This is a genomic window from Streptomyces sp. V3I7 (genome assembly GCF_030817495.1).
Taxonomy (GTDB): domain Bacteria; phylum Actinomycetota; class Actinomycetes; order Streptomycetales; family Streptomycetaceae; genus Streptomyces.
In genome coordinates this window covers 678234-701767 of the sequence record NZ_JAUSZK010000001.1, presented here as the reverse complement: position 1 = coordinate 701767, position 23534 = coordinate 678234, and the positions used below count along the sequence as shown (strand labels likewise).

At 66.4% G+C, this 23534-nt stretch carries 18 protein-coding genes and 7 pseudogenes; 18 read left to right on the top strand and 7 right to left on the bottom strand.

Annotated features, from left to right (window positions below):
- The first annotated feature begins 97 nt into the window (after window positions 1-97).
- The 3 genes and pseudogenes from QFZ74_RS03365 to QFZ74_RS03355 all read left to right on the top strand — a co-directional run.
- Entirely contained in the window at window positions 98-1402 is a 1305-nt protein-coding gene (locus tag QFZ74_RS03365) for a phosphatidylserine/phosphatidylglycerophosphate/cardiolipin synthase family protein (RefSeq protein WP_307619269.1), read from the top strand.
- Window positions 1403-1477: 75 nt separating this feature from the next.
- Window positions 1478-1671, top strand: a pseudogene (locus QFZ74_RS03360) (IS5/IS1182 family transposase); the annotation flags it as partial.
- 91 nt (window positions 1672-1762) lie between these two features.
- Window positions 1763-2641 (top strand): annotated as a pseudogene (locus QFZ74_RS03355) (IS5 family transposase); the annotation flags it as partial.
- A 16-nt stretch (window positions 2642-2657) separates the two neighbouring features.
- On the opposite strand, the gene QFZ74_RS03350 reads toward QFZ74_RS03355, so the two are convergent.
- The gene (locus tag QFZ74_RS03350) at window positions 2658-3092 is read right to left on the bottom strand and encodes a hypothetical protein (RefSeq protein ID WP_307619268.1); all 435 of its coding nucleotides are present in this window, start codon (window positions 3090-3092) and stop codon (window positions 2658-2660) included.
- Between the two features lie 849 nt (window positions 3093-3941).
- Entirely contained in the window at window positions 3942-4346 is a 405-nt protein-coding gene (locus QFZ74_RS03345) for an FKBP-type peptidyl-prolyl cis-trans isomerase (protein ID WP_307619267.1), read from the bottom strand.
- On the opposite strand from QFZ74_RS03345, the gene QFZ74_RS03340 reads away from it, so the two are divergent.
- Together QFZ74_RS03340 and QFZ74_RS03335 are read left to right on the top strand one after the other, a co-directional pair.
- Window positions 4237-4953 carry an FAD-binding oxidoreductase gene (locus QFZ74_RS03340; protein WP_307619266.1) on the top strand — a complete coding sequence of 239 codons (717 nt, stop codon included), beginning with the start codon at window positions 4237-4239 and terminating at the stop codon, window positions 4951-4953. The genes QFZ74_RS03345 and QFZ74_RS03340 overlap by 110 nt on opposite strands.
- Window positions 4908-5498 carry an FAD-binding oxidoreductase gene (locus QFZ74_RS03335; RefSeq protein ID WP_307619265.1) on the top strand — a complete coding sequence of 197 codons (591 nt, stop codon included), beginning with the start codon at window positions 4908-4910 and terminating at the stop codon, window positions 5496-5498. The genes QFZ74_RS03340 and QFZ74_RS03335 overlap by 46 nt, the downstream gene beginning before the upstream one ends.
- 159 nt (window positions 5499-5657) lie before the next feature.
- Here QFZ74_RS03335 and QFZ74_RS03330 read toward each other — a convergent pair.
- Window positions 5658-6008: pseudogene (locus tag QFZ74_RS03330) on the bottom strand (ArsR/SmtB family transcription factor); the annotation flags it as partial.
- Window positions 6009-6050: 42 nt separating this feature from the next.
- Here QFZ74_RS03330 and QFZ74_RS03325 point away from each other — a divergent pair.
- The 11 genes and pseudogenes from QFZ74_RS03325 to QFZ74_RS03270 form a co-directional block, all read left to right on the top strand.
- Window positions 6051-6173, top strand: a pseudogene (locus tag QFZ74_RS03325) (IS5/IS1182 family transposase); the annotation flags it as partial.
- A gap of 727 nt (window positions 6174-6900) precedes the next feature.
- The gene (locus tag QFZ74_RS03320) at window positions 6901-7032 is read left to right on the top strand and encodes a hypothetical protein (RefSeq protein ID WP_307619264.1); all 132 of its coding nucleotides are present in this window, start codon (window positions 6901-6903) and stop codon (window positions 7030-7032) included.
- 133 nt (window positions 7033-7165) lie between these two features.
- A pseudogene (locus QFZ74_RS03315) lies at window positions 7166-8411 on the top strand (IS256 family transposase).
- A 247-nt stretch (window positions 8412-8658) separates the two neighbouring features.
- Window positions 8659-10539: a DEAD/DEAH box helicase family protein gene (locus QFZ74_RS03310; protein WP_307619263.1), complete on the top strand. Its 1881-nt coding sequence runs from the start codon at window positions 8659-8661 to the stop codon at window positions 10537-10539.
- Between the two features lie 121 nt (window positions 10540-10660).
- A pseudogene (locus QFZ74_RS03305) lies at window positions 10661-10915 on the top strand (transposase family protein); the annotation flags it as partial.
- A gap of 1 nt (window position 10916) precedes the next feature.
- Window positions 10917-11542: pseudogene (locus QFZ74_RS03300) on the top strand (IS5 family transposase); the annotation flags it as partial.
- Window positions 11543-11702: 160 nt separating this feature from the next.
- Entirely contained in the window at window positions 11703-12623 is a 921-nt protein-coding gene (locus QFZ74_RS03295) for a serine hydrolase (RefSeq protein WP_307619262.1), read from the top strand.
- A 374-nt stretch (window positions 12624-12997) separates the two neighbouring features.
- Entirely contained in the window at window positions 12998-13867 is an 870-nt protein-coding gene (locus QFZ74_RS03290; protein ID WP_307619261.1) for an IS5 family transposase, read from the top strand.
- An 88-nt stretch (window positions 13868-13955) separates the two neighbouring features.
- Window positions 13956-14750, top strand: a complete 795-nt coding sequence (locus tag QFZ74_RS03285; RefSeq protein ID WP_307624033.1) for an IS5 family transposase — start codon at window positions 13956-13958, stop codon at window positions 14748-14750.
- Window positions 14751-15309: 559 nt separating this feature from the next.
- Window positions 15310-16026 (top strand): DUF4839 domain-containing protein, encoded by a 717-nt coding sequence (locus tag QFZ74_RS03275; protein ID WP_307619260.1) that lies wholly within the window; start codon window positions 15310-15312, stop codon window positions 16024-16026.
- Window positions 16027-16392: 366 nt separating this feature from the next.
- On the top strand, window positions 16393-16758 hold the full coding sequence (locus tag QFZ74_RS03270) for a hypothetical protein (RefSeq protein ID WP_307619259.1): 366 nt from the start codon (window positions 16393-16395) through the stop codon (window positions 16756-16758).
- 942 nt (window positions 16759-17700) lie between these two features.
- Here the strand turns inward: QFZ74_RS03270 and QFZ74_RS03265 are convergent.
- Window positions 17701-18315, bottom strand: a complete 615-nt coding sequence (locus QFZ74_RS03265) for a molybdopterin-dependent oxidoreductase (RefSeq protein WP_307624032.1) — start codon at window positions 18313-18315, stop codon at window positions 17701-17703.
- Between the two features lie 32 nt (window positions 18316-18347).
- Between QFZ74_RS03265 and QFZ74_RS03260 the strand changes: the two genes are divergently transcribed.
- A complete protein-coding gene (locus QFZ74_RS03260) occupies window positions 18348-18440 on the top strand; it encodes an SDR family oxidoreductase (RefSeq protein WP_373462465.1) in 93 nt (30 codons plus the stop codon).
- A 708-nt stretch (window positions 18441-19148) separates the two neighbouring features.
- On the opposite strand, the gene QFZ74_RS03255 is transcribed toward QFZ74_RS03260, so the two are convergent.
- From QFZ74_RS03255 to QFZ74_RS03245, 3 genes are all read right to left on the bottom strand, one after another.
- Window positions 19149-19454, bottom strand: a complete 306-nt coding sequence (locus QFZ74_RS03255) for a putative quinol monooxygenase (protein WP_307619258.1) — start codon at window positions 19452-19454, stop codon at window positions 19149-19151.
- A gap of 236 nt (window positions 19455-19690) precedes the next feature.
- A protein-coding gene (locus QFZ74_RS03250; RefSeq protein ID WP_307619257.1) for an IS3 family transposase occupies window positions 19691-20892 on the bottom strand; the annotation gives its coding sequence in 2 pieces (ribosomal slippage) (window positions 19691-20601 and window positions 20601-20892; 1203 coding nt in all).
- 134 nt (window positions 20893-21026) lie between these two features.
- Window positions 21027-21335, bottom strand: a complete 309-nt coding sequence (locus tag QFZ74_RS03245; protein ID WP_307619256.1) for a transposase — start codon at window positions 21333-21335, stop codon at window positions 21027-21029.
- Between the two features lie 253 nt (window positions 21336-21588).
- On the opposite strand from QFZ74_RS03245, the gene QFZ74_RS03240 reads away from it, so the two are divergent.
- Window positions 21589-23409 (top strand): DUF4012 domain-containing protein, encoded by a 1821-nt coding sequence (locus tag QFZ74_RS03240; protein WP_307619255.1) that lies wholly within the window; start codon window positions 21589-21591, stop codon window positions 23407-23409.
- Window positions 23410-23534: the final 125 nt, after the last annotated feature.

Here is a 23534-nt window from a genome sequence, read left to right as displayed (position 1 = left end):
GGAACAGTAGTAGATTCCGCTCGCGGCGGCATCGCTCCTGCGGGCCTCTCGTGGCAACCCGACTCTTCATCATCAACAGCCCAGCGAAAGGCCGCCCATGAAGCGAACGATCACGTTGATCACCGCGCTGGTCGTCACCGTGCTGTCGCTGACACCGGCGCACGCCGCGGTCAAGAGGGCCAAGTCCCCCCTCAGTTGCGAGTATCGGACGTTCACCTCCAGCCCGGGCCCGCGCTTCAACGACCCGGAGGACCCCGCCGCCCAGATGAAGATCATGGGCCCGATCATCGAATCGATCAACAGCGCCAGCTGCGGGCAGACCATCCGCGTCGCCATGTACTCGATCAGCAGCGCACAGCCCGGCCCGGACTTCGCCAACGCCCTGATCGCCGCGCACCAGCGTGGCGTCATCGTCAAGGCGCTGATGGACGCTCACAGCGACAATGCGATCTGGCAGTCGATGGTCACCGAGTTGGGCAACGACCCGCGAGCCTCCAGCTTCGCCGCGCTGTGCCCGGGCGGTTGCCTGTCCCACTTCGGCGGCTCCGCCCTGCATGCGAAGTACTACATGCTCAGCGGCGGGCGCGATGCGAACAGGACTGTGACCGTCAGCAGCGCCAACCCCACCGGTGCCCAGGCCAGCACCGCTTGGAACAGCAGCGCCACCGTCAAGGGCAACGTCGACCTGTACAACTCCTACGTCCGCTACTTCACCGCCATGGCCAAGGGGGCGCTCAATGGCCCCGGTCCGCTGGCACCCGACTACTACAACTCCACCAGTGCCAAGGCCGCCAGGAGACTGTCCCCGCCCTCCTATCAGTGGCCCAAGGCGCGCTCCGGGAGCGACACCTGGGTCGACTTCCTGAACAACATCAAGGCGCCGGCCACGATCAACATCGCCATGTTCCAGTGGACCTCTCACGGGCAGCCGGGCGACCGGAACTATCTGGAGCTGCCGAAGAAGCTGGTGAGCCTGGCACGAACCGGCGTCAAGATCCACATTCTTATCACCGCCGGCCAGGTCGATGACAGCGTGCAGAGCTACCTGAAGGACCGGCCGAATATCGACGTGCACGACACCACCCGCGGCACCGACGCGAACGGCAACGCCCTGCACTACACGCACGACAAGTACATGATGGTCAGCGGCAGTTACGCGGGTGCGGCCGACTCCAGGCTCGTGTTCGTCGGTTCCTCGAACTGGACGAGCAACGGCGTCTGGCACAACGACGAGACGGACCTGAAGCTGATCGGCCGGTCCAGCTACGACACGTTCATGGCGGACTGGCAGAACCAGTACGACCGCTGCTGCGGCACCGTAGCGCGGCAGTTGAGCGCCGAGGAGCGCGCCGAGAATACGGCACGGGAGATTCCGATCGACCCGAGGCAGGTCCGGGAATAGGCATTCTCGGTCCGAACAGTGAGGGTGAGCTCCAACCTGGCTGGTCTGGCGGGTGGTTGAGGTGGGCGTTGTCCGGACAAGCTCTCCCCAGGTCAGCACGACGTCAACCGCTCCCGTGCGAAGCCCCGCGCGTTCGTCGAGCAAGCCTTGGCCAAGCCATGGCCACCCTCAAGTGCAGGCGCCTCCTGGGCAAGCTGCGATGCTCCACCATCCCCATCACCAGCCTCGTCCGGGCCGTCCTCACCCTCCACCTGACCTGCTCAAACTGAGGTTGGAAAAGGCTCACTGTGGCGTGTGGTCACTAGGGCGTGTCTGATGGGTCGGTGACGGACCAGAAGGTCGCTCGTTCAGGGTTGGTGTGGGCGGGGTGATCTTAGTGATGGGGAGTGGGTGCGGCTGGAGCCGCACCTGCCGATGAACGTCGGACGCGGCGGGCGCTGGAAGTGCCACCGGATGGTGATCAACGGGATCCTGTTCCGGCTGCGGACCGGGGTTCCATGGCGGGACCTGCCGTCGCGGTTCGGGAAGTGGCAGACGATCTACGACCGGCATCGCCGCTGGTCAGCGGACGGAACATGGGAGATGGTGTTTCGTGCCGTCCAGGCGGAGGCTGATGCCGAGGGGCGGATCGACTGGTCCGTGGTGAGCGTGGACTCCACCGTCTGCCGCGCCCACCAACACGCCGCCGGGGCCCGTAGGAGGGCGCCGTTCGTGCCGGGCAGACGACGCCGTCCGGCCCAGCACCGGCCGGATGAGGCCCTGGGGAGGTCGCGCGGCGGCTTCACTTCGAAGATCCATCTGGCCAGTGAGGGCGGTCGCCGTCCGCTCGCCTTCGTCATCACCCCGGGCCAGTGGGGCGACGCCCCACAGATGATCGAGGTCCTGGCCCGCATCCGCGTGTCCCGGCCAGGTGGCGGGCACCCGCGCACCCGGCCCGAACACCTCTGCGCTGACCGGGCCTACAGTTCCCGCTGCAACCGCCGCTACCTGCGCCGACGCCAGATCAAGCACACCATCCCGGAGCCAGCCAACCAGAAGGCCAACCGCCGACGCCGCGGAAGCAGCGGCGGGAGACCCACCGGCTTTGACCGTGGGCAGTATGCCCGCCGCAATGAAGTGGAACGAACGATCAACACGCTCAAGGCATTCCGCGCTGTGGCGATGCGGTTCGACAAGCGGGCGTACGTCTTTCACGGCACCGTCACGGTCGCAGCGATCCGGCTGTGGCTTCGATCATGACCCTTGAGGGCAGTGTTCAGTTCTGCCAGAGGAACGCGGCCTCACCACAGGGTTGGCAGCTGAAGAGGTAGCCGCGGCCCCCGCCGCCGAAGTTCGCCTTGGTGGCGAAGTCGTGGCCCTCTTCGAGCTCGGCCGTGAACGCCATGCGGTTGGCGCAGGTCGGACAGTCGGGGGTCTCGTCGTCCTGGATCCAGTCGGGTTCACCGCCCAGCCGGCCCAGCACCGGCTGTTCAGTCGGCGTGTCAGCGGGATGGCCTCGTAGAGCGGTGACCGCGCCGAGCAGTGTCGTGCCCTCGGCGGGGACCTCGGCTGGGGAGAGGTCGCGGTTGAACAGGAAGGCGCGGTTGGCACCGGCCGTGGCATCCCAGTCGTCACACAGGCCGGGGTCGTTCTGGCAGACGAACACCGAGAACACGCCGGTGCCGAGCGGCAGATGGGCGAGGAACTGCATGCTCCCACCGCATTCACGGCACCCCGGCCAGACGAACTCATCCGGTACCAGTGGGACACCACCGGTACGCAGCACGGGCGCGTCAGCGGCGGGTTCTCCGTCGTAGATCAACAGCATGGCTACAGCCTAGGGCTGGCCCTGCAGCCAGAAGACAAGGGGCTGGGTTCCCAACATGACCCGTCGAACAGGCCCTAGTCGCAAGGGCATCGACCACACCTGGGCCGCCCTGCGATCGATCCGCACGGCCCGACCGGACGGTGCTCCGAGCGCCTGCGCAACTCGCGCCGACCTGCGCAACTCGCGCCGACCTGCGCAACTCGCGCCGATTGGCGTCGCTGTCATAGCCCTTGTCGCCCAGAAGCGCGTCGGGGTGCCTGCGCGGTCCGCCGGGCTTTCCGGCGGTCGACCGGTGACGGGCCAGTGGCGTCGCCCCCTTTTCGCGCGGATGTGGGAGGCATCCACGCAGGCCTGGGTCCAGTCCAGCGCGTCGGCGGCGTGCAGCTCGGCAAGCAGTTCGGCGGTGCAGTTTCTCGAAGACGCCGGCCTGCTGCCACCGGCCCAGCCGGCGTCAGCAGGTCCGTCCGGACCCGTACCCAAGCACCAGCAGTGCCGGCTGATGTGGTTGTAGAGCACGTACAGGACGCCCCGCAGGCACAGACGCCCGGGCGGCGGCGCCGGGCAGGCCGGTGAGGAAGTCGGCCGCCTTGTGGCCTTTAAGGCGGTCAATGAGTCGCAGCAGAACCGTTCGGACGCTGCGGAGGCGGAAGCAGGAGCGGCAGCGAGGAGCACGACTGCGCCAACCTTCGGGGGGCGATGCAGCACGTCATAGAGGAGGAGCGGCCAGGGTCACTAGGCGTTGCTCCACCCGGTTGTGCTGGAATACGAGTCCAGCAGGTCCACGACGAAGACCAGGGTCGAGCCCGCCGGGATCAGGGGCGAGGGCGACTGATTGCCGTAGCCGAGACGCGGGGGAACGATGATCTGGCGCCGACCGCCGACCTTCATCCCCCTCACCCCCCGGTCCAAGCCCTTGATGGCCTTGCCACTGCCCAGGGCGAACTTGTACGGCTGGCCCCGGTCCCAGGAGGCATCGAACTCCTTCCCGGACTCGAAGGACACGCCGACATAGTGGACCCTGACCACCATGCCCGGCTTCACCTCAGCCCCGTCCCCGACAAGCAGGTCCCGGATGGTCAGCTCGGTAGGAGCGTCACCCTCCGGAACGTTGACCTCGGGCTTCGCCAGTTCACTCATCGCAGCCTCATCACTCCGGCGGAAGCCGTCTCACGGACCAGCCGGACACATGGACCCTCAGCTCCTCAATCTGTTCTTCCGCACGAAGATGCCCGGCATGATCCGACTCGCCGAGCGCGCCGCGCACCACGTGGAAGACCTCATCAAGACGCACGACATCGACTGCGACTACGAGCAGACGGGCAACGTCTGCGCGGCGGTGTCCCGTGGACAGATGGGCCAAGTGCGCCGGGTGACCAAGATCCTTGAGCGCGCCGGCTGCCACGTGGCACTGGGCACGAGCGAAGAGCTCGGAATCCCCCGCGGATTCCTCGGCGGGATGCGCGAGGAAGTCGGGGGAATCATGAACCCCGGCAGGTTCACCACGGGTGTGCGCCGCGCACTGATCCGCTCGTCCGCGCGAGTCTTCGAGAAGACGAAGGTCACCGACGTCACGCGCGATGGCGGTCAGGTGGTCCTCACCACTCCTCAGGGCGAGGTGCGGGCGGACAAAGTGGTTCTGGCGACGAACGCGTACGCGGGAGAGTGGGACATCACTCCTCCACGGCTCTCCGTGCCCATTTGGGCATCGAGGTGGAGACCGAGCCCATCGATCCTGCCCGTCTGACGGCACTGGGGTGGACCAGTCGGTCGGGGCTGGTCACCCAGCACAACATCATGGAGAACTACCGTCTGACGCCGCGCAACACCATCGTGTTCGGCGTCCGGCGGCTCGAGCGCGGCACGGCGTATCCACTTCCGCAAAAGAAGCCGCACCCGGCGCTCGTCGAAGAACTCGCAGAGGCCTTCGCGACGCGGTTTCCGGCTCTGTCCGACGTCGCGATCGATCGCGCGTGGGGAGGGTGGATCGCGATCACCTCGTCCTGGCTTCCGCTCGCCGGGCAGATCGACGACGACGTCTTCTACTCGATCGCCTGCAACGGCCACGGTCTGGCTCAGGCGCCCTACGTCGGGTCCCTTATCGCCGATCTGATCGTCGACGGCGAGCGACACGAGGACTTGGAGGGACTGTGGACGAAGGAGCCGAGGTTGCCTCGCCCGATGATGACGGGTCCGCTGGGACTGCGCACGATCTGGGCCGTCGACCGTTTCAACGACCTGGTCAACGGAAGCCGGCGCAATGCTCGACGAGGCTCGGTGCCGGTGGCCTGACCGTTCCGGCCGGACGGCGGGGGGTGAGGGACACACTGTGGCCGCGGGGCCGTCAGCGTGTCCGTGCCACGGCGGTCGCGCCGTTACTGCACGGCGCCTGCCGAGCCGGACGATGTTGCGAGGGCGGCGGTCGCCCGTGTTCTGGCAGACCGAAGCTGCTCAGCGCAGTACGGCCGCCGGCAGGTCGGCCCCCAGCGCCGTCAGATCGGGCAGATTGAGGGTGTAACGGACGTAACGACCGTGCCGCCGGGCCGTGAGCAGGCCCGCGCGGCGCAGGACAGCGAGGTGGCGGGAGACCTCCGGGGGTGAAAGTTCCCAGGCGTGGGCCAGCTCACCGGTGGTGTGCGGGCCGCGGGCCAGGGTGCGCAGCAGCCGCAGCCGTACCGGATGCGCGAGTGCCTCCAGCCGTAGTGCGACCGTTTCGCTGCCCGCGCCGGAGCACGACGCTGCCGACGCTGGGCGGCCAGGCGGCGGCTCCTGAGTATGGTCATCGACCACAGGATGACGGCCTCGCTGTGTCGGTGCGCCGCTCGTAATCACGGACCAGGCACCGCCTGGCTCCACCCATTCAAACGACTCCGCAAACGCTACGAGCGGCGTGCCGATCTCCATCAGGGACTGTTCGAACTGGCCTGCAGGCTCATAGGCCTCCGCCGCCTGCGGACTTCATTCTGAAACGATCAGTTACGCACGCCGTAGCGGCGCCCCAGGCCCCGGACGATCCGCGACGCGGGGGTGACCGAGCCGATTGGAGTCCGTAAGGTGGCGCAAGCTGTCGGGTTGATCGCGGAGTGTGGCTACCGTGTCGGGTTGCCTGGAACGCAACAATGCCTCCAGGCAACCGACTTCAGGTACTAGAAGAACCCCAGTTTCTTTGGGCTGTAGGAAAAAAGAATGTTCTTCGTCTGCTGGTGGTGCACAGCTCGCATTCTGCTGACCTGCTGAATGAGCCTCGGCCAAGGCGAGGAGCGGTTTGGTGGTCCGGGAATGGTCCGAATCTTGGGGTGTATGGGCGGCGTTCAGGAGCCTCTTGCCTGTTGGGCGGTCACGTGCGGAGAAGGCGAGGCCCCTCTCGCTCCGTGCGGTCGTCTGTTGAGCGCCTGCCGCCGGAGGGTAGGACTTGAAGCATCCGGTGCTGCCGTTGACTTCGTGTACTTGATTCGACCGCCTATCCGGACCACCCCCGCCTCACTTGCAGCCCGCCGAGGCGTTGTGACCATCTTGCAGACCTGGCTGGTGGATTGGCGCGACCTGCTCGGCTACCGGCCCCTCGACGGGAAGGTGACCTCCAGCAGCAGCTCGATCGGATCGTGAAGCGGACGCGAGTACTGCTGCCGTGGGCGGCCGAACAGCACGGAGTCTTAGGCGAGTTCCCAGGAGGGCCGTCCACCATGGTGTGGCGGTGCGAGGCCCCGCCGGCGGCGAGAAGTCGGCCCGCCGGATGGGCGTCCAGTGCGGCTGTGAGCGCACCCTGCGCGTCACTCTCGACGCCACTGGCATCCGGTGCCCGATGGCGTCCCGCGTGATGGTGTAGGCGATCACGGTTCAGGTGTGCGCGGGCGTGTGCCCGGGGCGTGCATCCGATAACGGCTTCCGCTCCCTGCGCATAGGGCAGGCCACCGTGCAAATCTCCCTGGTGAACGGCCAGTTCTACCCAGGAGGTGCCGGTGGCCTTGTCCCAGTCTGACCTACAACGCCTGCTGGAGTCACTACGCACGGCGGACGGGATCGAGCTCGTCCGCAACGTCGCCGAGCGGATGCTGCAGGAACTGATCGAGGCCGAGCTCAGCGGCCGGATCGGCGCTGAGTGGAACGAGCACACCGAGGCCCGCACCGCCTTCCGCAACGGCCACCGGGACAAGACCCTGGCCACCCAGGCCGGCGACCTGGACCTGGCCATTCCGAAACTGCGCAGTGGCAGCTTCTTTCCCCAGCCTGCTGGAGCGGCGGCGCCGGATCGACCAGGCCCTTTACGCGGTCATCATGGAGGCGTATGTCCACGGCGTGTCCACCCGCTCGGTCGACGACCTGGTCAAGGCGCTCGGCGCGGACAGCGGCATCTCCAAGATCGAGGTCTCACGGATCTGCGGCGACCTGGACGAACAGCTCACCATCTTCCGCAGCCGACCGCTGGACCACAGCCGCTTCCCCTACCTCTACCTGGACGCCACCTACTGCAAGGCCCGGGTGAACCACCGGATCGTCTCCCAGGCCGTGGTCATCGCCACCGGCATCAGCGAGGACGGCGGCCGTGAGGTGCTGGATGTGATGGTCGGCGACAGCGAGAGCGAGGCGTTCTGGAGCGAGTTCCTGCGCTCCTTGCGCGAACGCGGCCTGGGCGGGGTCCGTCTGGTCATCCCCGACAGTCACAGCGGTCTGGTGGCCGCGATCCGCAAGGTCATGCTCGGCGCCGCCTGGCAGCGTTGTCGTGTCCATTTCCTGCGAAACGTGTTCTCGGTGATCCCGAAGGGATCCGGCGAGATGGTCGCGGCGACGATCCGCACCCTCTTCATCCAGCCCACCGCGGACGCCGTCTATCACCAGCTCGACGCGGTGGCCGACATGCTCGGGCAGCAGTTCCCCAAGGTCAAACAGATGCTGCTGGAGGCCAAGGAGGATCTGACCGCCTTCGCCGCCTTTCCCGTCTCCCACTGGAAGAAGATCCAATCGTCGAACCCCTTGGAGCGGATCAACCGCGAGATCAAACGCCGGACCGATGTCGTGCAGGTCTTCCCGAACTCGGCCGCCCTCGAACGACTGGCCACCGCCGTGCTCAGCGAGATGCACGACGAGTGGATCGCCTTCCCCCGCCGCTACCTCTCCGAGGCCAGCATGGCCGCCATCTACGCCGATGAACACGCCGACCACACCACCCGCGCGCTCCCCAACACCCCAAACACTACGGACGATTGATCGCCTACACCATCACGCGGGACGTCATCCGGTGCCCCGCCTGCTCGGGGCAGAACGGGCACAGCGAGGCGCTCCGGCTGCCGCTCGCTGAGGGGTCGGCTGTGTCAGACGCGGCGGCAATGGCTCGTACACATGGACGAATTGTGAGTTCATCGGCACGGGATATTCACTTGATCTTCATATGGTCATCATGGTGAATATCTGGTTACCCACTAGCCAATGACAGCCCGAGAAGACGGGACCCTCGGTGACCGAATCCCCAGAACCACCCGCTCGGCGCCGCCGCTTCAACGGCGCTGAACGCATCGCGTTGTACCTTGCCGCAGATGGCCGCTGCCAGCACTGCGGAGATCCACTCGAACCCGGCTGGCACGGTGACCACATCGAGCCGTACTCCGTCGGTGGCCCAACCGAAATCCTCAACGGGCAGGCACTTTGCCCTCGTTGTAACCTGCAGAAGGGCGACACGTTCATGAGGCTCCGTAAGTGGCAGGAAGACGGCCTCCGCAAGTTCCTCGGCGCCACGGGCGACTTCCTGACGGTGGCGACACCCGGAGCAGGTAAGACCACCTTCGCGATCCAGGCAGCGAAGGCGATGATCGACAGGGGTGAGATCACCAATGTCATCGTGATCGTGCCCACCGCGCACCTCCGCGGCCAGTGGGCCAAGTCTGCCCAGCGCAGCGCCGGCATCAAGCTCGACTCCAACTTCGTCAACCGCAACGAGCAGATCGCGCGCGACTATGACGGTGTCGTTGCGACGTACCAGTCAGTCGCCGCGAGCCCGCTCCTGTGGAGGAAACTGGCATGTAATCCGCGGAAGCCAACGCTCGTCATCCTGGATGAGGTCCACCACGCCGGGGACGCCGAACACCTCGCTTGGGGAACCGTGCTCGCCGAAGCCTTCAGCGACGCCTACCGTCGGCTCTCCCTGTCCGGGACGCCTTTCCGTAGCGATGGTAAGGCGATCCCCTTCCTCAACTACGATGCTGCCCGCCGCGTAGTCCCGGACGTCAACTACGACTACGGCATGGCCCTCCAGGATCAGGAGGTAGTCCGACCGGTCGCCTTCCCGGCGATGGACGGCGAAGCTCGGTGGCGCTTCGCGTCGGAACACCCGATGGCGCAGAAACTGTCGGAGACCGATCCGAGTACCATCGCCGCCGCACTCAAGGCCGCTCTCGACCCGACCGGCGACTGGATCCCTTCCGTCCTGCTCCGGGCCCATGAAGAGCTCGAACTCATGCGCATGGACAAGCCTGACTGCGGTGGCCTTGTGGTGGCCACCGACCAGGCCGCAGCCCACGCTTATGCCGAGATCTTGCGCCAGCAGACCGGCGAACACGTCGACGTTGCGGTCTCAGACGATCCGGACGCCTCGAAGGTCATAGACAACTTCTCGAAGGGCGACTCACGGTGGCTCGTGGCCGTGCAGATGGTGTCCGAAGGCGTGGACATACCCCGCATCGGCGTCATCGTCTACGCCACGCGGGTTCGCACCGAGTTGTTCTTCCGCCAGGTCGTTGGCCGTTGCGTCCGCAAGCAGGGTGACGAGGACGACATGTGTGCCCGTGTCTTTATCCCCTCCATCAGCCAACTCCTCGGCTTCGCAGCCGCCATCGAGCGGACCGTCGACGCCGTCCTTGCCGACGAAGAGAGCAAGGTCCGTCGCGCCACAGCAGAGGGGAGTGGAGATGAGCGGGTGCTCCCCAGGGCGCCTGAGGTCATCGGCTCTTCGACGGCCGCTCACGCCTTCACGATCAACAGTGGGGATGCCTTTGACGAGGAAGAGCTCTTGCACGCTAGGCGCCTTGGCCAGCAGGCCGGCCTGCCCCCCGGCACTGAGCCGTCCGCCATCGCGCGGCTGCTCCGTCTCACCGGCACCTCGGCAAAACCGGGCGCTGCACCCGAGCCGAAGGTCGAGCAGACCCTCTCCGAGCGGAAGAAGGAGATTCGGAACCTCATCAAGCGCAAGGTCGGGCAGCTGAGTCGGATGACGCGCAAGCCGCACAGTCACATCCACAATGAGCTGAACCAGGCTTTCGGCGAGCGGTCCATTGATCAGGCGACGGTTGTCACGCTGGGTGAGCGTCTCGTGATCCTCGACCGGTGGATCGAGAACGCATGACACAGTGAGCCTCTTCGAGTTGGCCACCGATCGGGTGATGGGCCGTGAAGCGCAACGAGTGAGGCCCCCGGGCTGTTGATCGAGATGTCTGACGTCTTAATCACGTTGCTCGGGGGCCTCGTTGGTCATCCATGCTGCCGCACTCGACCTGCCGCATGCACTCGTGGAGTGGGTCACCATGCTGATCATCACCCGTGAGGGCGACCGGCGCTGCAAGCTCCGTCCGTCCCAGCGCGCGATGGTGGCACTGGTGTACCTGCGCGAGCACACCACTCTCGCGAAGATCGCCGCCGGGTTCGGGATCAGCGAGTCCACCGCCCACGCCTACACCAGCGCGGTCGTCGACCTGCTCGCCGAACGTGCACCAGGCCTCCTGACCGCCGGTGTTCGGCTGGCCGACGGTCTACCGCAGGTTCGCCCAGTGGTCCCAAGTCCGCGTCTGGGCCCGGCTGCACCGCGTGATCCTCGATGAACTCGGCGCCGCCGGCGAGCTGGACTGGTCGCGGTGCGCGATCGACTCCGTCAGCATCAGGGCCCTCAAAGGGGGCCACTGACGGGACCGAATCCGACCGACCGAGGCAAAAGCGGATCGAAAATCCACCTCATCGTGGACCTCAACGGCCTGCCGATCTCGGTCGCGATCACGGCCGCCAACACCCACGACAGCCTCGCACTCCAGCCCTTGGTCCAGGGCATCCCACCGATCCGCAGCCCGCGCGGACCGCGCCGCCGCCGACCCGACAAGCTCCATGGTGACAAGGGCTATGACTACAACCATCTGCGCCGATGGCTCCGGGGACGGAACATCGTCCCGCGCATCGCCCGCCGCGGCACCGACTCGTCCCAACGCCTCGGTCGGCACCGGTGGGTAGTCGAGCGCAGCATGTCCTGGCTGTCCGGCTGCCGACGACTGCACCGACGATACGAACGCCGGGCCGAGCACTTCCTCGCCTTCACCGCGATCGCCACCAGCCTGATCAACTACCGCCGCCTCACCGGATGAAGCATCGTCTAAGCATCATGTACCTCCTCCCAGACCGCCCTGCGGACCCGTGCCGCCCGGGAACGGAGGTCGTCCGCCCGGTGGCCCATGAAGCCGACAGCGGACACGCTCATGGTGAACATCTCTGCCTGGCGCGGTCGCCGGGTACCACCGTGAGCGGATGATTGAAGAGACGATTGACGAGGTATTCGCGGCCGGCGGCTGCCGGGGAAGCCTGAGCGCGCTGGAGATCGACGGGCCAGGACGGCTGTCGGTGGCGGGCGGAGAGCTCGCGGTGGCGGCCTCCACGTTCAAAATCACCATCGGCCTGGAGTTCTTCTGCCAGGCGGCGGAGGGGAAGCTGGACCCCACCGAGCGAGTGGTTGTCTCGCCGGCCGAAGCGTCGCTGGGCGGTCAGGGGCTCTGCATCACCGAGGACTCGGTGGAGATCTCGCTGCGGGATCTTGCCCGGCTGATGCTGACCATCAGCGACAACACCGCGACCGACATGCTGATCCGCCGGATCGGCATCGAACGGGTCAGAGCGCGCCTCACTCGGCTGGGCTTCACCAGCTTTCACCTGCCGGGCACGATCCAGCATGAGTTCGACACCGCGGCCCGCCATGCCGGATTCACCGGTTGGGGCGCGATGGCCGACGCGATCCGGGACGCCACGTCGCCGGAGGAAGGCGAGGCGCTGTGGCAGCGGGTGCTGGCATCGCCGGGGATGCGGCCGGGACGGATCAGCAGTGCGACCGCCGACGACCTGGCCGCCCTGGTCCGCGCGGTCTGGCAGGACGAGGCCGGTCCTGCCGAAGCGTGCTCGAACCTGCGCCGGGTGATAGGACAGCAGCGGCTCACCCGGAAGATCGCCACCGGCTTCGGGCCCGAAGTGCTGGTCGCGTCCAAGTCGGGCACCGTGCCGGGTGGCGTCAGCAACGACGTCGGTGTGGTCGCTTTTCCCGACGGGCGGCGGTATGCGATCGCCGTCCTCACCCGGCCGCTGACGCCCGGGGCACCCACCCGCGAGGACGTCCTCGGCACTGCGGCCCGGGTGGCCCTAGACTACCTTCGCACGAATGAGGCGCCCCACTCCGAGTGAGGATCGCGGGGCCGCGCCTGGGGGTGGGGGCGCGTTCGGTGGGAAACGTCACCGCGTCATCGTGCCTCGGCGTCCACCTGGCCGGGGTAGGGGTGCTGCAACGGGAAGCGGACTGCCGCCTGGCCAAAGGAAACGACCTCTAAGAGGTCGTTTTCCTCTTGAAAGCCCTGATATCAGACGATTTGCGAGGTCCAGGGTTGCGGTGTTGATGCGACGGCTGATGCGGTCGAGTCTCGGCGGTCGGATGGGGTGGCGACTGGGGCAGGATGAGGCTTGCGCCTGTCTCATTCCAAGACGCCCTGTTTCGCGGTTGCGCTTCCACGGCTGAAGACGCACGCCTGGGCGCACTCGCGTCCGGGCGGTACGTCGAGGTCATGAGTGAGCGACGCCCGTATCCGAGTGATCTGTCCGATGCCCGCTGGGAATTGATCGAGCCGGTCCTGGCGGCTTGGCGCTTCGAACGCCGCGGCCGGGCCCTGGACTTCGGGCGGCCACCCGAGCACGACCTCCGCGAGATCGCGGACGCGATCTTGTACGTGGACCGCACCGGGGTGCAGTGGCGTTATCTGCCGCACGACTTCCCGCCCTGGGAGACGGTCTACGGCTACTTCGCGAAGTGGCAGAAGGACGGCGTGTTCGCCCAGCTCAACGGTCTGCTCAGGGAGTTGGTGCGGCAGAAGGAGGGCCGGAACGCGAGCCCGTCGGCCTGTGTGATCGACGCGCAGAGCGTCAAGACCTCCACCAGCGTCCCCGCCAAAAGTCAGGGCACGGATGCGGGCAAGAAGATCGTGGGCCGGAAGCGGAGCATCGTGACCGACACGCTCGGCCTCCTGCTCGCAGTGCTGGTCACCGCGGCTAGTGTCCAGGACTCCGTGGCCGGCACCCGCCTGCTCGACCAGGTCGCCGCTGCTCACCCCACCATCCGCAAGGTGTGGGTCGACGGCGGCTACCGCAAGCACCTCGTCGAACATGCCGCCACCCTCGGCATCGACATGGAAATCACGCAACGCACGCCCGGGACCAGGGGATTCACCCCGATACCGAAGCGCTGGACAGTCGAGCGGACCTACGGCTGGCTCATGCTCCACCGTCGCCTGGCCCGCGACTACGAAACCCTCCCCGCCCGCTCCGAAGCCATGATCCACCTGGCCACGACCGACCTCATGGCCCGCCGCCTCGCCGGCGAGACCACCATCTCCTGGCGCGACCCCGCAAAGCAGCATCAACCACAGATTCCGGGATGAAACATCGGGAGAAAACGACCTCTAAGACCGTGTCCTATGTGGTGAGGCGGTCGTTGGCCCGGGCATGGGGCGGGGAACGTGAAGTTGGATTGTTCCGGACGGGCTGTGGGAGATCGCGAAGCCGTTGATCCCGCCGTCACGAGTGCGGCCACAGGGCGGCGGGAACCAGGACACGCCTGATGAGACGCTGTTCGCGGCGATCATCTACGTGCTGGTCAGCGGCTGCGCCTGGCGCCAACTTCCGCCCTGCTTCGGGATATCGAAGTCGACCGCCCATCGCCGGTTCCTGATCTGGTCCAGAGCCGGCGTCTGGGGCCGTCTGCATGAGGCCGTTCTGCATCGGCTCGATGACGCCAGCCTGATCGACGTCTCCCGCGTCGTCCTCGACACCGCCCACGTCAGGGCGAAAAAAAGGGGCGACCATACAGGTCCGAGCCCTGTGGATCGGGGCAAGCCGGGTTCCAAGATGCACATCTTGTCGGACGCGAACGGACTGCCCCTGGTCGTCGGCGTCTCGGTCGGCAACACCCACGACAGCGAAGGGCTGAAGCCCATGGTTGAGGGTCACCAAACGAAACACGACCCTCACAACGGCCGCTACTTCAAGCCCAAGCGCCTACATGCGGACAAGGCGTACGACATTCCCCACCTGCGGAAATGGCTATGGGGAAAGCACATCGGTGTGCGCATCGCCCGCAAAGGAGTCGAGTCCAGCGAACGCCTCGGCCGCCGCCGATGGGTGATCGAACGGACCATGTCCTGGCTCTCCGGCTACCGCCTTCTCAGCCCCCGCTATGAGCGCAACCCCCGCAACTACCTGGCCTTCCTCGGACTTGCCGCCGCCCTCTGCTGCTACAAGCGACTCGTCCGCCTCACCACATAGGACACGGTCTTAGAACTGGTGAGCCTCCCGCGGAAGAGCAGCATGAAGCAAAATAGGCGTGCGAGTGAGTCGGCAGTTGAGGGCGGTCTGCTGGCACAGTTGACGAAGCTGGTGGTCGAGGGGCCCTAAGGGTGAACTCAACGATCACCTCGGGCGGGAGAGCGGGGGCGGCCGACGAAGGCCCCACGACCGTCTTGCCGGCGTCGCTTCCCTGGCTCCGGGTGGGGAGGCTGGTGGAAGTCTTCACGCACTGTATGTCGATGACACAGGCCGACGGGCTGGAACTATACGGCCCTCCATCTGCCCCTCCAGCTGCATCAGCAGGCCATTGAGCTGGGCGAACACTTGCGCCGCTCGTGAGGCTACCAACGGTGATCAACTCGTTGCCCGAGGTGTGCCCTCGGTAGTGCATGCCGACTCCGGTCTCCCGTTACACGCGTTCAGCGTGCTGCGGATGCAGGTGATGGGCCGACAGTTCGTGACGCCGGGCTCCTCGCGGAGTCATCTATGCTCGCGCCCAGTTGGTATGACGAGTTCGCTTCAGGGGGCGGGGAGCCGCATGGCCGATGAGACCAAGTACGAGTACCAGGCCGTGCAGACGGTTCGGGGCACCGACGGTTTGGTGATCTCGAAGATGCAGAAGGACGGATGGGAGCTCGTGGAACAGCTCCCAGGCAGACTTCGCACCACCCTCAACTTCCGTCGGCCGAAGAGGCCACTACCGTGGCGTCTGATCGGGGTGGGGGCTGCCGTCCTCGTGGTCTTGGCCGCCATCATCGGCACTGGCGTTGCGCTCGGCGACGGAGACGAGGAGAAGGGCGCGTCAGCCAGTTCGACGGCCAGCAGCGAGAAGCCTTCCGCTACGCCGCCCGTAGACGAGCCGACTGCCGCTGAGGTGATCACGGCGCAGAACAATCGCGAGTTCGCGGCGTTGTTGAAGGCGGACCCGTGTGACGAAGCGAACGTGAACTTCGCAACCAAGCACGAGGGGCAGACGGTCGCCTTCGACGGGTCAATCAGGTACATGGCGTCCTACGGGGATGACAAGACGCGCTACGACTTCCTTCTCGGCCCGGGCGACAAGGGGCCGCAGACGACGGACGGCCCGAACTTTAAGTACGAGGACGTCAACACCGGCAACCTGCACCTGACCGGCAAGCAGGTCCCTGCCACCGTTGCAGTTGGCGACAAGTTCCGCTTCGTCGCCGAGGTGATCGAGTTCAACACGGTCCAGTGCGTCTTCCTCCTCGCCCCGGTCTCGACGGAGACCCGGTAGCCGAAATGGGCAGCCTTCCCATCATGGAGGGGGCTGCCCGATGGAACGGCACCCCCCGCTCCATCCATTCGAGAGTTTTGAACTTTCCAACCAGATTGTCAGATCGCAGTGCCATCATTGATCATGCCCGCATCCAGCCCTGCCCAACGGCTCGCCGACCACGTTCAACACCTACTTGGCAGCCGTCCGTTTCCCCAGCCCGGCGGATGGACCCACATGGGTGCTGTCATCTGCGACGTCAGCTTCCAGCCCCGGTGCAAGTACGAGGGGACTCTCCGACCGCGGCTCCTCCATCTGCAATCGAGCTGGCCTGATGCAAGAACAGTCCGCGGCTTCCAGCGCCGGCTCGTCACGGAAGACCTTGCCGTGGCCATGAAGTTCAACCACGCACAGAAGGTCGCGACGGCCTACGCCATCACCGACCTCCTCGCTGCCCACGGGGTCGATACCCGCGAGGACCTCCACAGGTGGCTCGATCATCAGGCCAATCGCGCCGCTCTGCGCACGGTGAAGGGGGTGGGGCCGAAGAGCATCGACTACATCGGCAATCTCGTCGGCCGTTCGCACGTCGCCGTTGACGTACATCTGCGCGCCTTCGCCGTGGATGCTGGTGTTCCGGATCTCCCATACGACCAGTTGCGCGCAGTGTATGAGGAAGCCGCCGCGCTTCTCGGGCGCGACAAGGGCGGACTGGAGCATGCCGTTTGGCGGCATAGGTCGAAGGCCGCATAGCCACTCAGCGGGCCTGGCCGTTTTAGGTGCGGGTTACAGCAGGCTGATCTGCTCGTGGGTGATGCGTGGCCGAGTTCGTGGACCTTGTCTCCGGTCTTCTCCTCCCACCAGTTAGCGAAGATCCTGCGGTGGCACCATCAAGGCCAGACGAAACCGTCCTGCGGCCGGGGAATTTGCCGTGACCCCATGTGTGGGGTCACCTGTTCGATTCGTTTTGCAACTGGAGTCGTGACCGACCTGCCCTCTCGACCTGCCGCGCACCGAAGGCTGGAGATGTGCCGGTGTGTGGCAAGCGATCGCAGGTGCCTGGGAGACGCGAGCGGGACCGGCAGCACGGTCGGGAGGCCCGGCTGCTCGCAGCGGGCTGGCTGCTGGAGGCCGGCATCGGCACCGGTCCCGCGGTGCACGTCCAAGTTGGCGGCTGCCACATGGCGGGCAAGCGGTGCCGCAGCGTGCCCCAGGGCGCCACGCTGCGGGCTCTGGTGGGCAGGCCGGCGCAGAGGCTGTCCAGGCCGTCGAGATCGGACAGGGCCCGCTGCCGGTCTCTTTGGCCGCCATGGTCAACATCAACGCCCTCGCCTGTGACCTGCGCAAGACGGTCGACCAGCGCGTGCGCGATTACGAGTGTATGGGCGGGTGGGATATGCACGGCATCGGAAGCCGCCGCGATCTCGCGCAGCAAGTCGACCTGCGGTGCGGACACTGCGTATTTCACCACTCCAGCACCACCCGACGGGGTCGCCAACATAGGGGAAGGGGCACCGATCGAGGCGCGTTGGGACCTCGTACGAGGGGCAATTACTGAACCTGCCCACGGGCGCCGGTGTGCTGGTGTAATCCCCTACTGGGTCTCCAGGTGGTCACCCAAGGCCAGGGCGTGCCGTTGGCCACACCGGAGAGGAGTGCGGGGGAACGCGGTGCTGACGGTGGGGTGAGGCGCCCTTATAGGACCGGCCCTTCACCCGGCTCCTCCTGATTGCTGTAGCGCTGCTCGCGCCGGACCTCGCCGATGTTGTGGTAGCCGCGCTCCTCCCAGAACCCCCGGCGGTCGCGCGTCATGTACTCGATGGCCCGGACCCACTTGGGGCCCTTCCAGCCGTACAGCGGAGGTACCACCAGGCGGACCGGGAATCCGTGCTCTGGTGTCAGGGCCTCCCGGTTGCGGAACCGCGCCAGGAGCGACTGGTCGGAGGCGAATTCGTGCAGGCGGAGGTTGGCGCTGAAGCCGTATTCGGCCCAGACCATGACGTGGGTGACGTCCGGCGCGGGAGGGGCGAGCGCCAGCAGGGTCGACGTGGCCACCCCCGACCATTCGTTGTCCGGAACGGTCTTGCCGGAGACGCAGTGCAGGTCGGCCACGACCGTCGACAGCGGCAGCTCGGTGAACTCCTCGAAGTTCCAGATGTACTTGTCGCCGGAGGCCGTGGCGCCGAAGACGCGGAACTCCCACCGCTCCGGCTTGAACTTCGGGACGGGGCCGTAGTGGCGCGTGGGCCAGCCCGCCACCGAACGCTGTCCGGGCGGAAGGGTTTCGTCGTCGCGGGTACGGGTGGGGATCGGGCCCTGCGCCTCGCGGCAGGCCGGAGGAGATCGCCCGCGCAGCGCTGTTCCTGGCCTCGGACGACTCCTCGTTCGTGACCGGTACCGACATGCTGGTGGACGGCGGCCTCGTCCTGGCCTGACGGTCGCCCTTGCGTCGATCCCTGACCGGGTGCACTCCCTGAAACGGCGCGCAGCGACCGCCACCCGGCCGGTGCCCATCCCGCCGCAATTCGCCAGCATCCCCCGTTCTCACATCGAGCGATTTGGTGTGGCGCCGGACGGTCGGCTCTTCCGAAGCACTGAAAGTAAGGCGCCTGACAGTCGGGATCTCGGTCGCGATCAACTCGGAGGTCCGGGCACCCGCCGGATTCTTGGCGTCCTGCGCGCCCGGAAGCTTGCCGCGCCCGATGACGGGGGTCGGTGGCAACTCATTGAGCAGGCGCGCAAGTCGGCGAAGGCGAGGTGATCGGAGTGAACGGCGACCGCACCCCCGAGAAGCGGGCGGCCTTTGATCGCGGAGGGACAGCAGGCGATCGCCGCGACGTGGACCGAAGCGGCCGTAACCGCTTCCCGGATCGTCGCGGTCATCGATTCGGCGACCGGTGTTCGGCTGCCGACCGGACTGCGTGACGGCCCTCGGCGAGTTCATCCGGGGTCTGCCGGAAGACTTCCGTGACGAGATCGCCGGGCACCTGGTGGAAGCGAGGTCGTCGCGAGCGTCCACGACCACGTCCCGCCCCCGTAGCGGGCTCGGGCACTTCGGACTCATCCGGTCGACCCCAGGGCGCCGCCATGACAGGCAACTCCAGCGACTACAACTGACCGTCATCGATCCCCAGGGGGCACATTCAGGACGGAAGACCCACACCGCCAAGAACAGCCAGCGGCGTCTGCTCGGACACACTCGCGATCAACGGCCTTGCCTGGACGAAAACAGCCCTGATGTCCTCTGGTTCCAAAGAGGCATCATGCGCGGCCCGGTCCGTCCACACTTCGGACACCCAGACGGCCTCGGGCTCATCCGACGTGCTGACGACGTAATGGATGCAACCCGAGTCGCGTTCCATCAGCTTCGCCGCTTGTAGCAGGCAGTCAGCCAGGGCATCACGCCCACCGGGACGGGCGAGGAACTTGGTGACGAGTCCGTATGTCATGCCCGCACACTATGGCCAGACACTGACAACGAGAGCCTGATCCTGGGGTCTGATGCAGGTTCGGGTGACAAGTCCGGTCACGCGGCCTGGAGGGCCGGTGTGGTCATGACGGTTTCGAATTCGATGGCGGCCAGCCGGCCGAGTGCGGCTTGTCTGCGGCGTCGGTGGTAGGTCCGCTCGATCCAGGTGACGATCAGCGATCCGGAGGGGCCTTGACCCCGAATCCTGGACACGGGTTATGCGGCTGGTGCCAGCGTAGTTGATGTTGTTTCGGACGCTGTCTCGTAAGCGATCGGGCTGGGGTGTCCGAGGCGGGAGTGACGGCGTCGGGTGTTGTAGCGGTGCAGCCAGCGGAACGCGTCGAGGCGGGCTTCGCGCTCGCTGGACCAGTGCTTGCGATCCTGGAGCGTCTCGCGTTTGAACGTCGCGTTGAAGGACTCGGCGAGTGCGTTGTCCGCCGAGCTGCCGATCGCGCTCATGGACTGACGGACGCCGGCTTGGCGGCAGGCGTCGGCGAACGCCCGGCTGGTGTATTGGGCGCCATGGTCGGTGTGCATGACCGCTCCGGCGAGGCTGCCGCGGGTGCGTTCGGCGGCGGCCAGGGCGTCGATGACGAGATCAGTGCGCATGTGATCTGCGATCGCCCAGCCGACAAGGCGGCGTGAGGCAAGGTCGATGACGGTGGCCAGGTAGAGGAACTTTCCGCCGTCCACGGGGAGATAGGTGATGTCGCCGACGTGCTTCGTGTTCGGCTCATTCGCGGTGAAGTCGCGGCCGATCAGATCCGGGGCCTTCGCCGCTGCCGGGTCCGCAACAGTGGTGCGGTGCCTGCGCCGCAGCCGCACGCCTGCCAGGCCGATACTCCGCATCACGCGCGCGATCCGCTTGTGGTTAACCCGCTCGCCGTCGTCGCGGAGCTCGGCGGTGATCCTGGGGACCCCGTAGGTGCCGTCCGGTTCAAGGTGCACGGCCCGTATCCGTGCGGCGAGAGCGGCGTCGGCCGCCTGCCGGGCGGCCCGGTCCGCAGCGGTGCGGCGCCAGTAATAAAAGCTGGAGCGGGCGATGCCGAGGGTGGTGCACAGCCGCTTCACGCCATAGCGGCGCTGGTGGTCGGCGACGAAATGGAAGCGGTTCACCAGCGCGTCTCCCCGGCGAAATACTTGGCCGCCTTCCGCAGGATCTCGCGTTCCTCCTCCAGTTCGCGGACCTTCTTGCGCAGGGCCGCGTTCTCCGCCTCCAGCGGCGTGGGCGGCTCGGCGGGCGCCTCCGCCCGGCGTCCCAGTGGCCGGCTCGCTCCAGCCGCCCGGACCCAGTTCCGCAACGTCTCCGGGTTCACCCCCAGATCAGCGGCGACCGACCTGATCGTCGCCTCCGACCGCGACTCGTACAACGCGACCGCGTCCGCCTTGAACTCCGGCGGATAGTGCTTCATGACCACGGGACATCCGTTCTCCTGGACTCAAGATCCAAGTGTCTCGGGTGCCCAAGATCCGGGGTCAAGCCCCGGCTGTCTGGCGAGCCTCAGCACCCGGCACGCAACCGTGACGGGCACCCCGTCCCCAGCCAGCTCCTTCACGAGCGGGTAGATCCTTTTCCCGGCAGCTGCGCCTGCGACAGATAGGCCGCGGCCCGCCGGAGAACCTCGTTCTCCTGCTCAAGCAGCTTGATCCGCCGACGCGCTTCCCGAAGCTCGGCGCTCTCCTGGCTGGTCACACCGGGCTTGGTCCCGTCGTCGATGCCCGCGCGACGCATCCACTTCCACAACGTCATCGGATGGACCCCGAAGTCGTTGGCCACCTGCTCCACCGTCACCCCCGGGCCACGGTTCCGCGCGACCCGCACGACGTCCTGGCGGAACTCTTCCGGATAAGGCTTGGGCACAGCGACATCCTTCCCACCCGCCCTACAGGGCAAGCCAGTTCAAATGTCACCCGATCGTGCATCAGCCCCCATCGTGTCGCTTTCTCTTGGCCAGTACGTGACGAAGCCCACACTCTAGCCCTAGGCTAGGCCGTTCGGACCGAGATTCCCGCTGCCTGGCGCGGTGAAGTTCGCAACGCGTCTCCGTGACTGACATTACTGATCCAATCCCAATGCTTGGTTCCGGGTGGGACCTCCGATTCGTGGGTAGGCAATGAAGGCAGGCAAAGACCCGACGTGCAGCTGGAAGGGCGCTGAGGAGGGTGCGCGGGCATTCGCGACTCTGGTGTTAAGGCGCCGCCATCGGGCCTTCCTTTGGGTTGCCGGAGCCGTCGGTTTGTTGTCCGCCGCGTCGGCCGGTTTCCTGGTGTGGGAGGTCCGCGCGGTCCAGAGCAATCTCGCTGCGGCTCAGGTGACCACCGACCGACTGCAAACGGAGATGGCCCGTCATCGCCAGCCCTCGGCCGAGGTGCTGGGCGACATCCGGAAACACACAGCGGCCGCCCGGAGCGCGGCCGGCACGCCGGTGTGGAGCGTAGCCGAGTACCTCCCCCTGATGGGCCCACCGCTCCGTTCCGCCCGAGGACTGAGTGTCGCCGCCGACGAGATGGCCACCGGGGTGCTCCCGAAGGCGGTGCGACTACATCAACTGCTCGCGTCCGGCCAGATGGTGCACCAGGGTCGCGTCGACCTCCGCCGACTTTCGGCTGCCACGGACCTGCTGGGGAATGTGCACCGTCAGCTGACCGGAATCGAGACGAGTTTGAATGGCCTGCCCGGCTCGACGGTGGTCGGTCGCCTCGACACGGAACGGCAGCGGCTGTCCGACCGAGTGGCGCGCCTTTCCGGCTCGGTCTCCGAGGCGCAGGCGACGATGCGGCTGCTGATGCCTCTTCTGGGTGCCTCAGAGCCACGCTCCTACTTTCTTGCCTTTCAGAACAATGCCGAGGCCCGGGGGACCGGTGGCCTCGTAGGCACCTTTGGCATCTTGACCGCCGACCGTGGTCGCATCACTTTGCACGACTTCGCGTCGGATGACACGCTGCCGCGTACCACCACCCCCGTGGCGAACTTCGGTCCGGAGTTCGACCGCCGGTACGGAGCTGCTGAGAGCACCCAGGGGCTGGCTAATTCCAATCTGTCCGCTCATTTTCCCTATGCGGCGCAGATCTGGGTGGGCTTGTGGCAGCGACACACGGGGCAGCGTCTCGATGGGACCATCGCGACCGATCCTGTGGGACTCGCCCGTGTCCTCAAAGCCACGGGGCCGGTCCGCCTTCCGGACGGAATGCATGTGACAGCGGACAACACCGTAGAGTTCACCGAGAGAACCCTTTACGCGTCGTACAGCAACACCGAACGAAAGCGTTTCCTGGTACAGGTCGCACAGTCAGTAGCTACTGCCTTGCTGGGCAACCACCACGATTCGGTGGCCCTCCTCCACGCACTGCGACAGAACGCCGACGACGGCCGACTGCGCGTGTGGAGCAGAGACGCCTCCACCGAGTCGGCACTCGAAGAAGCCGGGCTGGCCGGCGACGTTCCCGAGAGAACAGGACCGTTCGCCTATCTCGTGGTCAACAATTCCGCAGGCAACAAAATGGACTACTATCTGCGCCGGTCGCTGACCTACGAACTTGGTCCTTGCGAGGGCGGTACCCGTTCCAGCGTAGTGCGAATCAGGCTGACAAACGCCGCTCCCGCTACGGGCCTGCCTGCCCTCGTCACTCTCCGTTCCGACGATCCCCGGCGCTCACACCCCCCGGGGTCCACAAGCATCTGGCTTTCCTTGTACGCCAGTTCCGGTGCGCGGTTCACCGGTGGGACCCTGGACGGGCGGCGACTTCTGTTGTCGTCGACCGAGGAGCGCGGTCACCCGGTACTCGGGACGCAGGTGGAACTCCTGCCCGGTCAGACGCGAGAAGTGGACATTCGTCTGCTGGAACCGGCTTCGGACCGCGCCCCCGTGGTGCCCTTGCAGCCGTTGGCATGGCCGCAGACCACCAAGGTGCGTATCCAGCCGTGCGTGAAGTAGTCGGGCCGCTCAGGTAAACCTCAAGGGGCCCTCGCCCGCTCAAGAAGGGTGCAGCGGGACTCATCCGCCCGAGCAGCGAAATCGTGCCCACAGAAAATCAAGCGTTCGAGAACGCAAGAAATATT

Excerpts from the sequence above, each read along its gene's own strand:
- QFZ74_RS03275 (WP_307619260.1), top strand. The coding sequence starts at position 15,310 with ATGGCCGATGAGACCAAGTACGAGTACCAGGCCGTGCAGACGGTTCGG.
- QFZ74_RS03255 (WP_307619258.1), bottom strand. The coding sequence starts at position 19,454 with ATGACATACGGACTCGTCACCAAGTTCCTCGCCCGTCCCGGTGGGCGT.
- QFZ74_RS03240 (WP_307619255.1), top strand. The coding sequence starts at position 21,589 with ATGAAGGCAGGCAAAGACCCGACGTGCAGCTGGAAGGGCGCTGAGGAG.
- QFZ74_RS03340 (WP_307619266.1), top strand. The coding sequence starts at position 4,237 with ATGCCCGGCTTCACCTCAGCCCCGTCCCCGACAAGCAGGTCCCGGATG.
- QFZ74_RS03290 (WP_307619261.1), top strand. The coding sequence starts at position 12,998 with ATGAGTGAGCGACGCCCGTATCCGAGTGATCTGTCCGATGCCCGCTGG.
- QFZ74_RS03345 (WP_307619267.1), bottom strand. The coding sequence starts at position 4,346 with ATGAGTGAACTGGCGAAGCCCGAGGTCAACGTTCCGGAGGGTGACGCT.
- QFZ74_RS03295 (WP_307619262.1), top strand. The coding sequence starts at position 11,703 with ATGATTGAAGAGACGATTGACGAGGTATTCGCGGCCGGCGGCTGCCGG.
- QFZ74_RS03350 (WP_307619268.1), bottom strand. The coding sequence starts at position 3,092 with ATGCAGTTCCTCGCCCATCTGCCGCTCGGCACCGGCGTGTTCTCGGTG.
- QFZ74_RS03365 (WP_307619269.1), top strand. The coding sequence starts at position 98 with ATGAAGCGAACGATCACGTTGATCACCGCGCTGGTCGTCACCGTGCTG.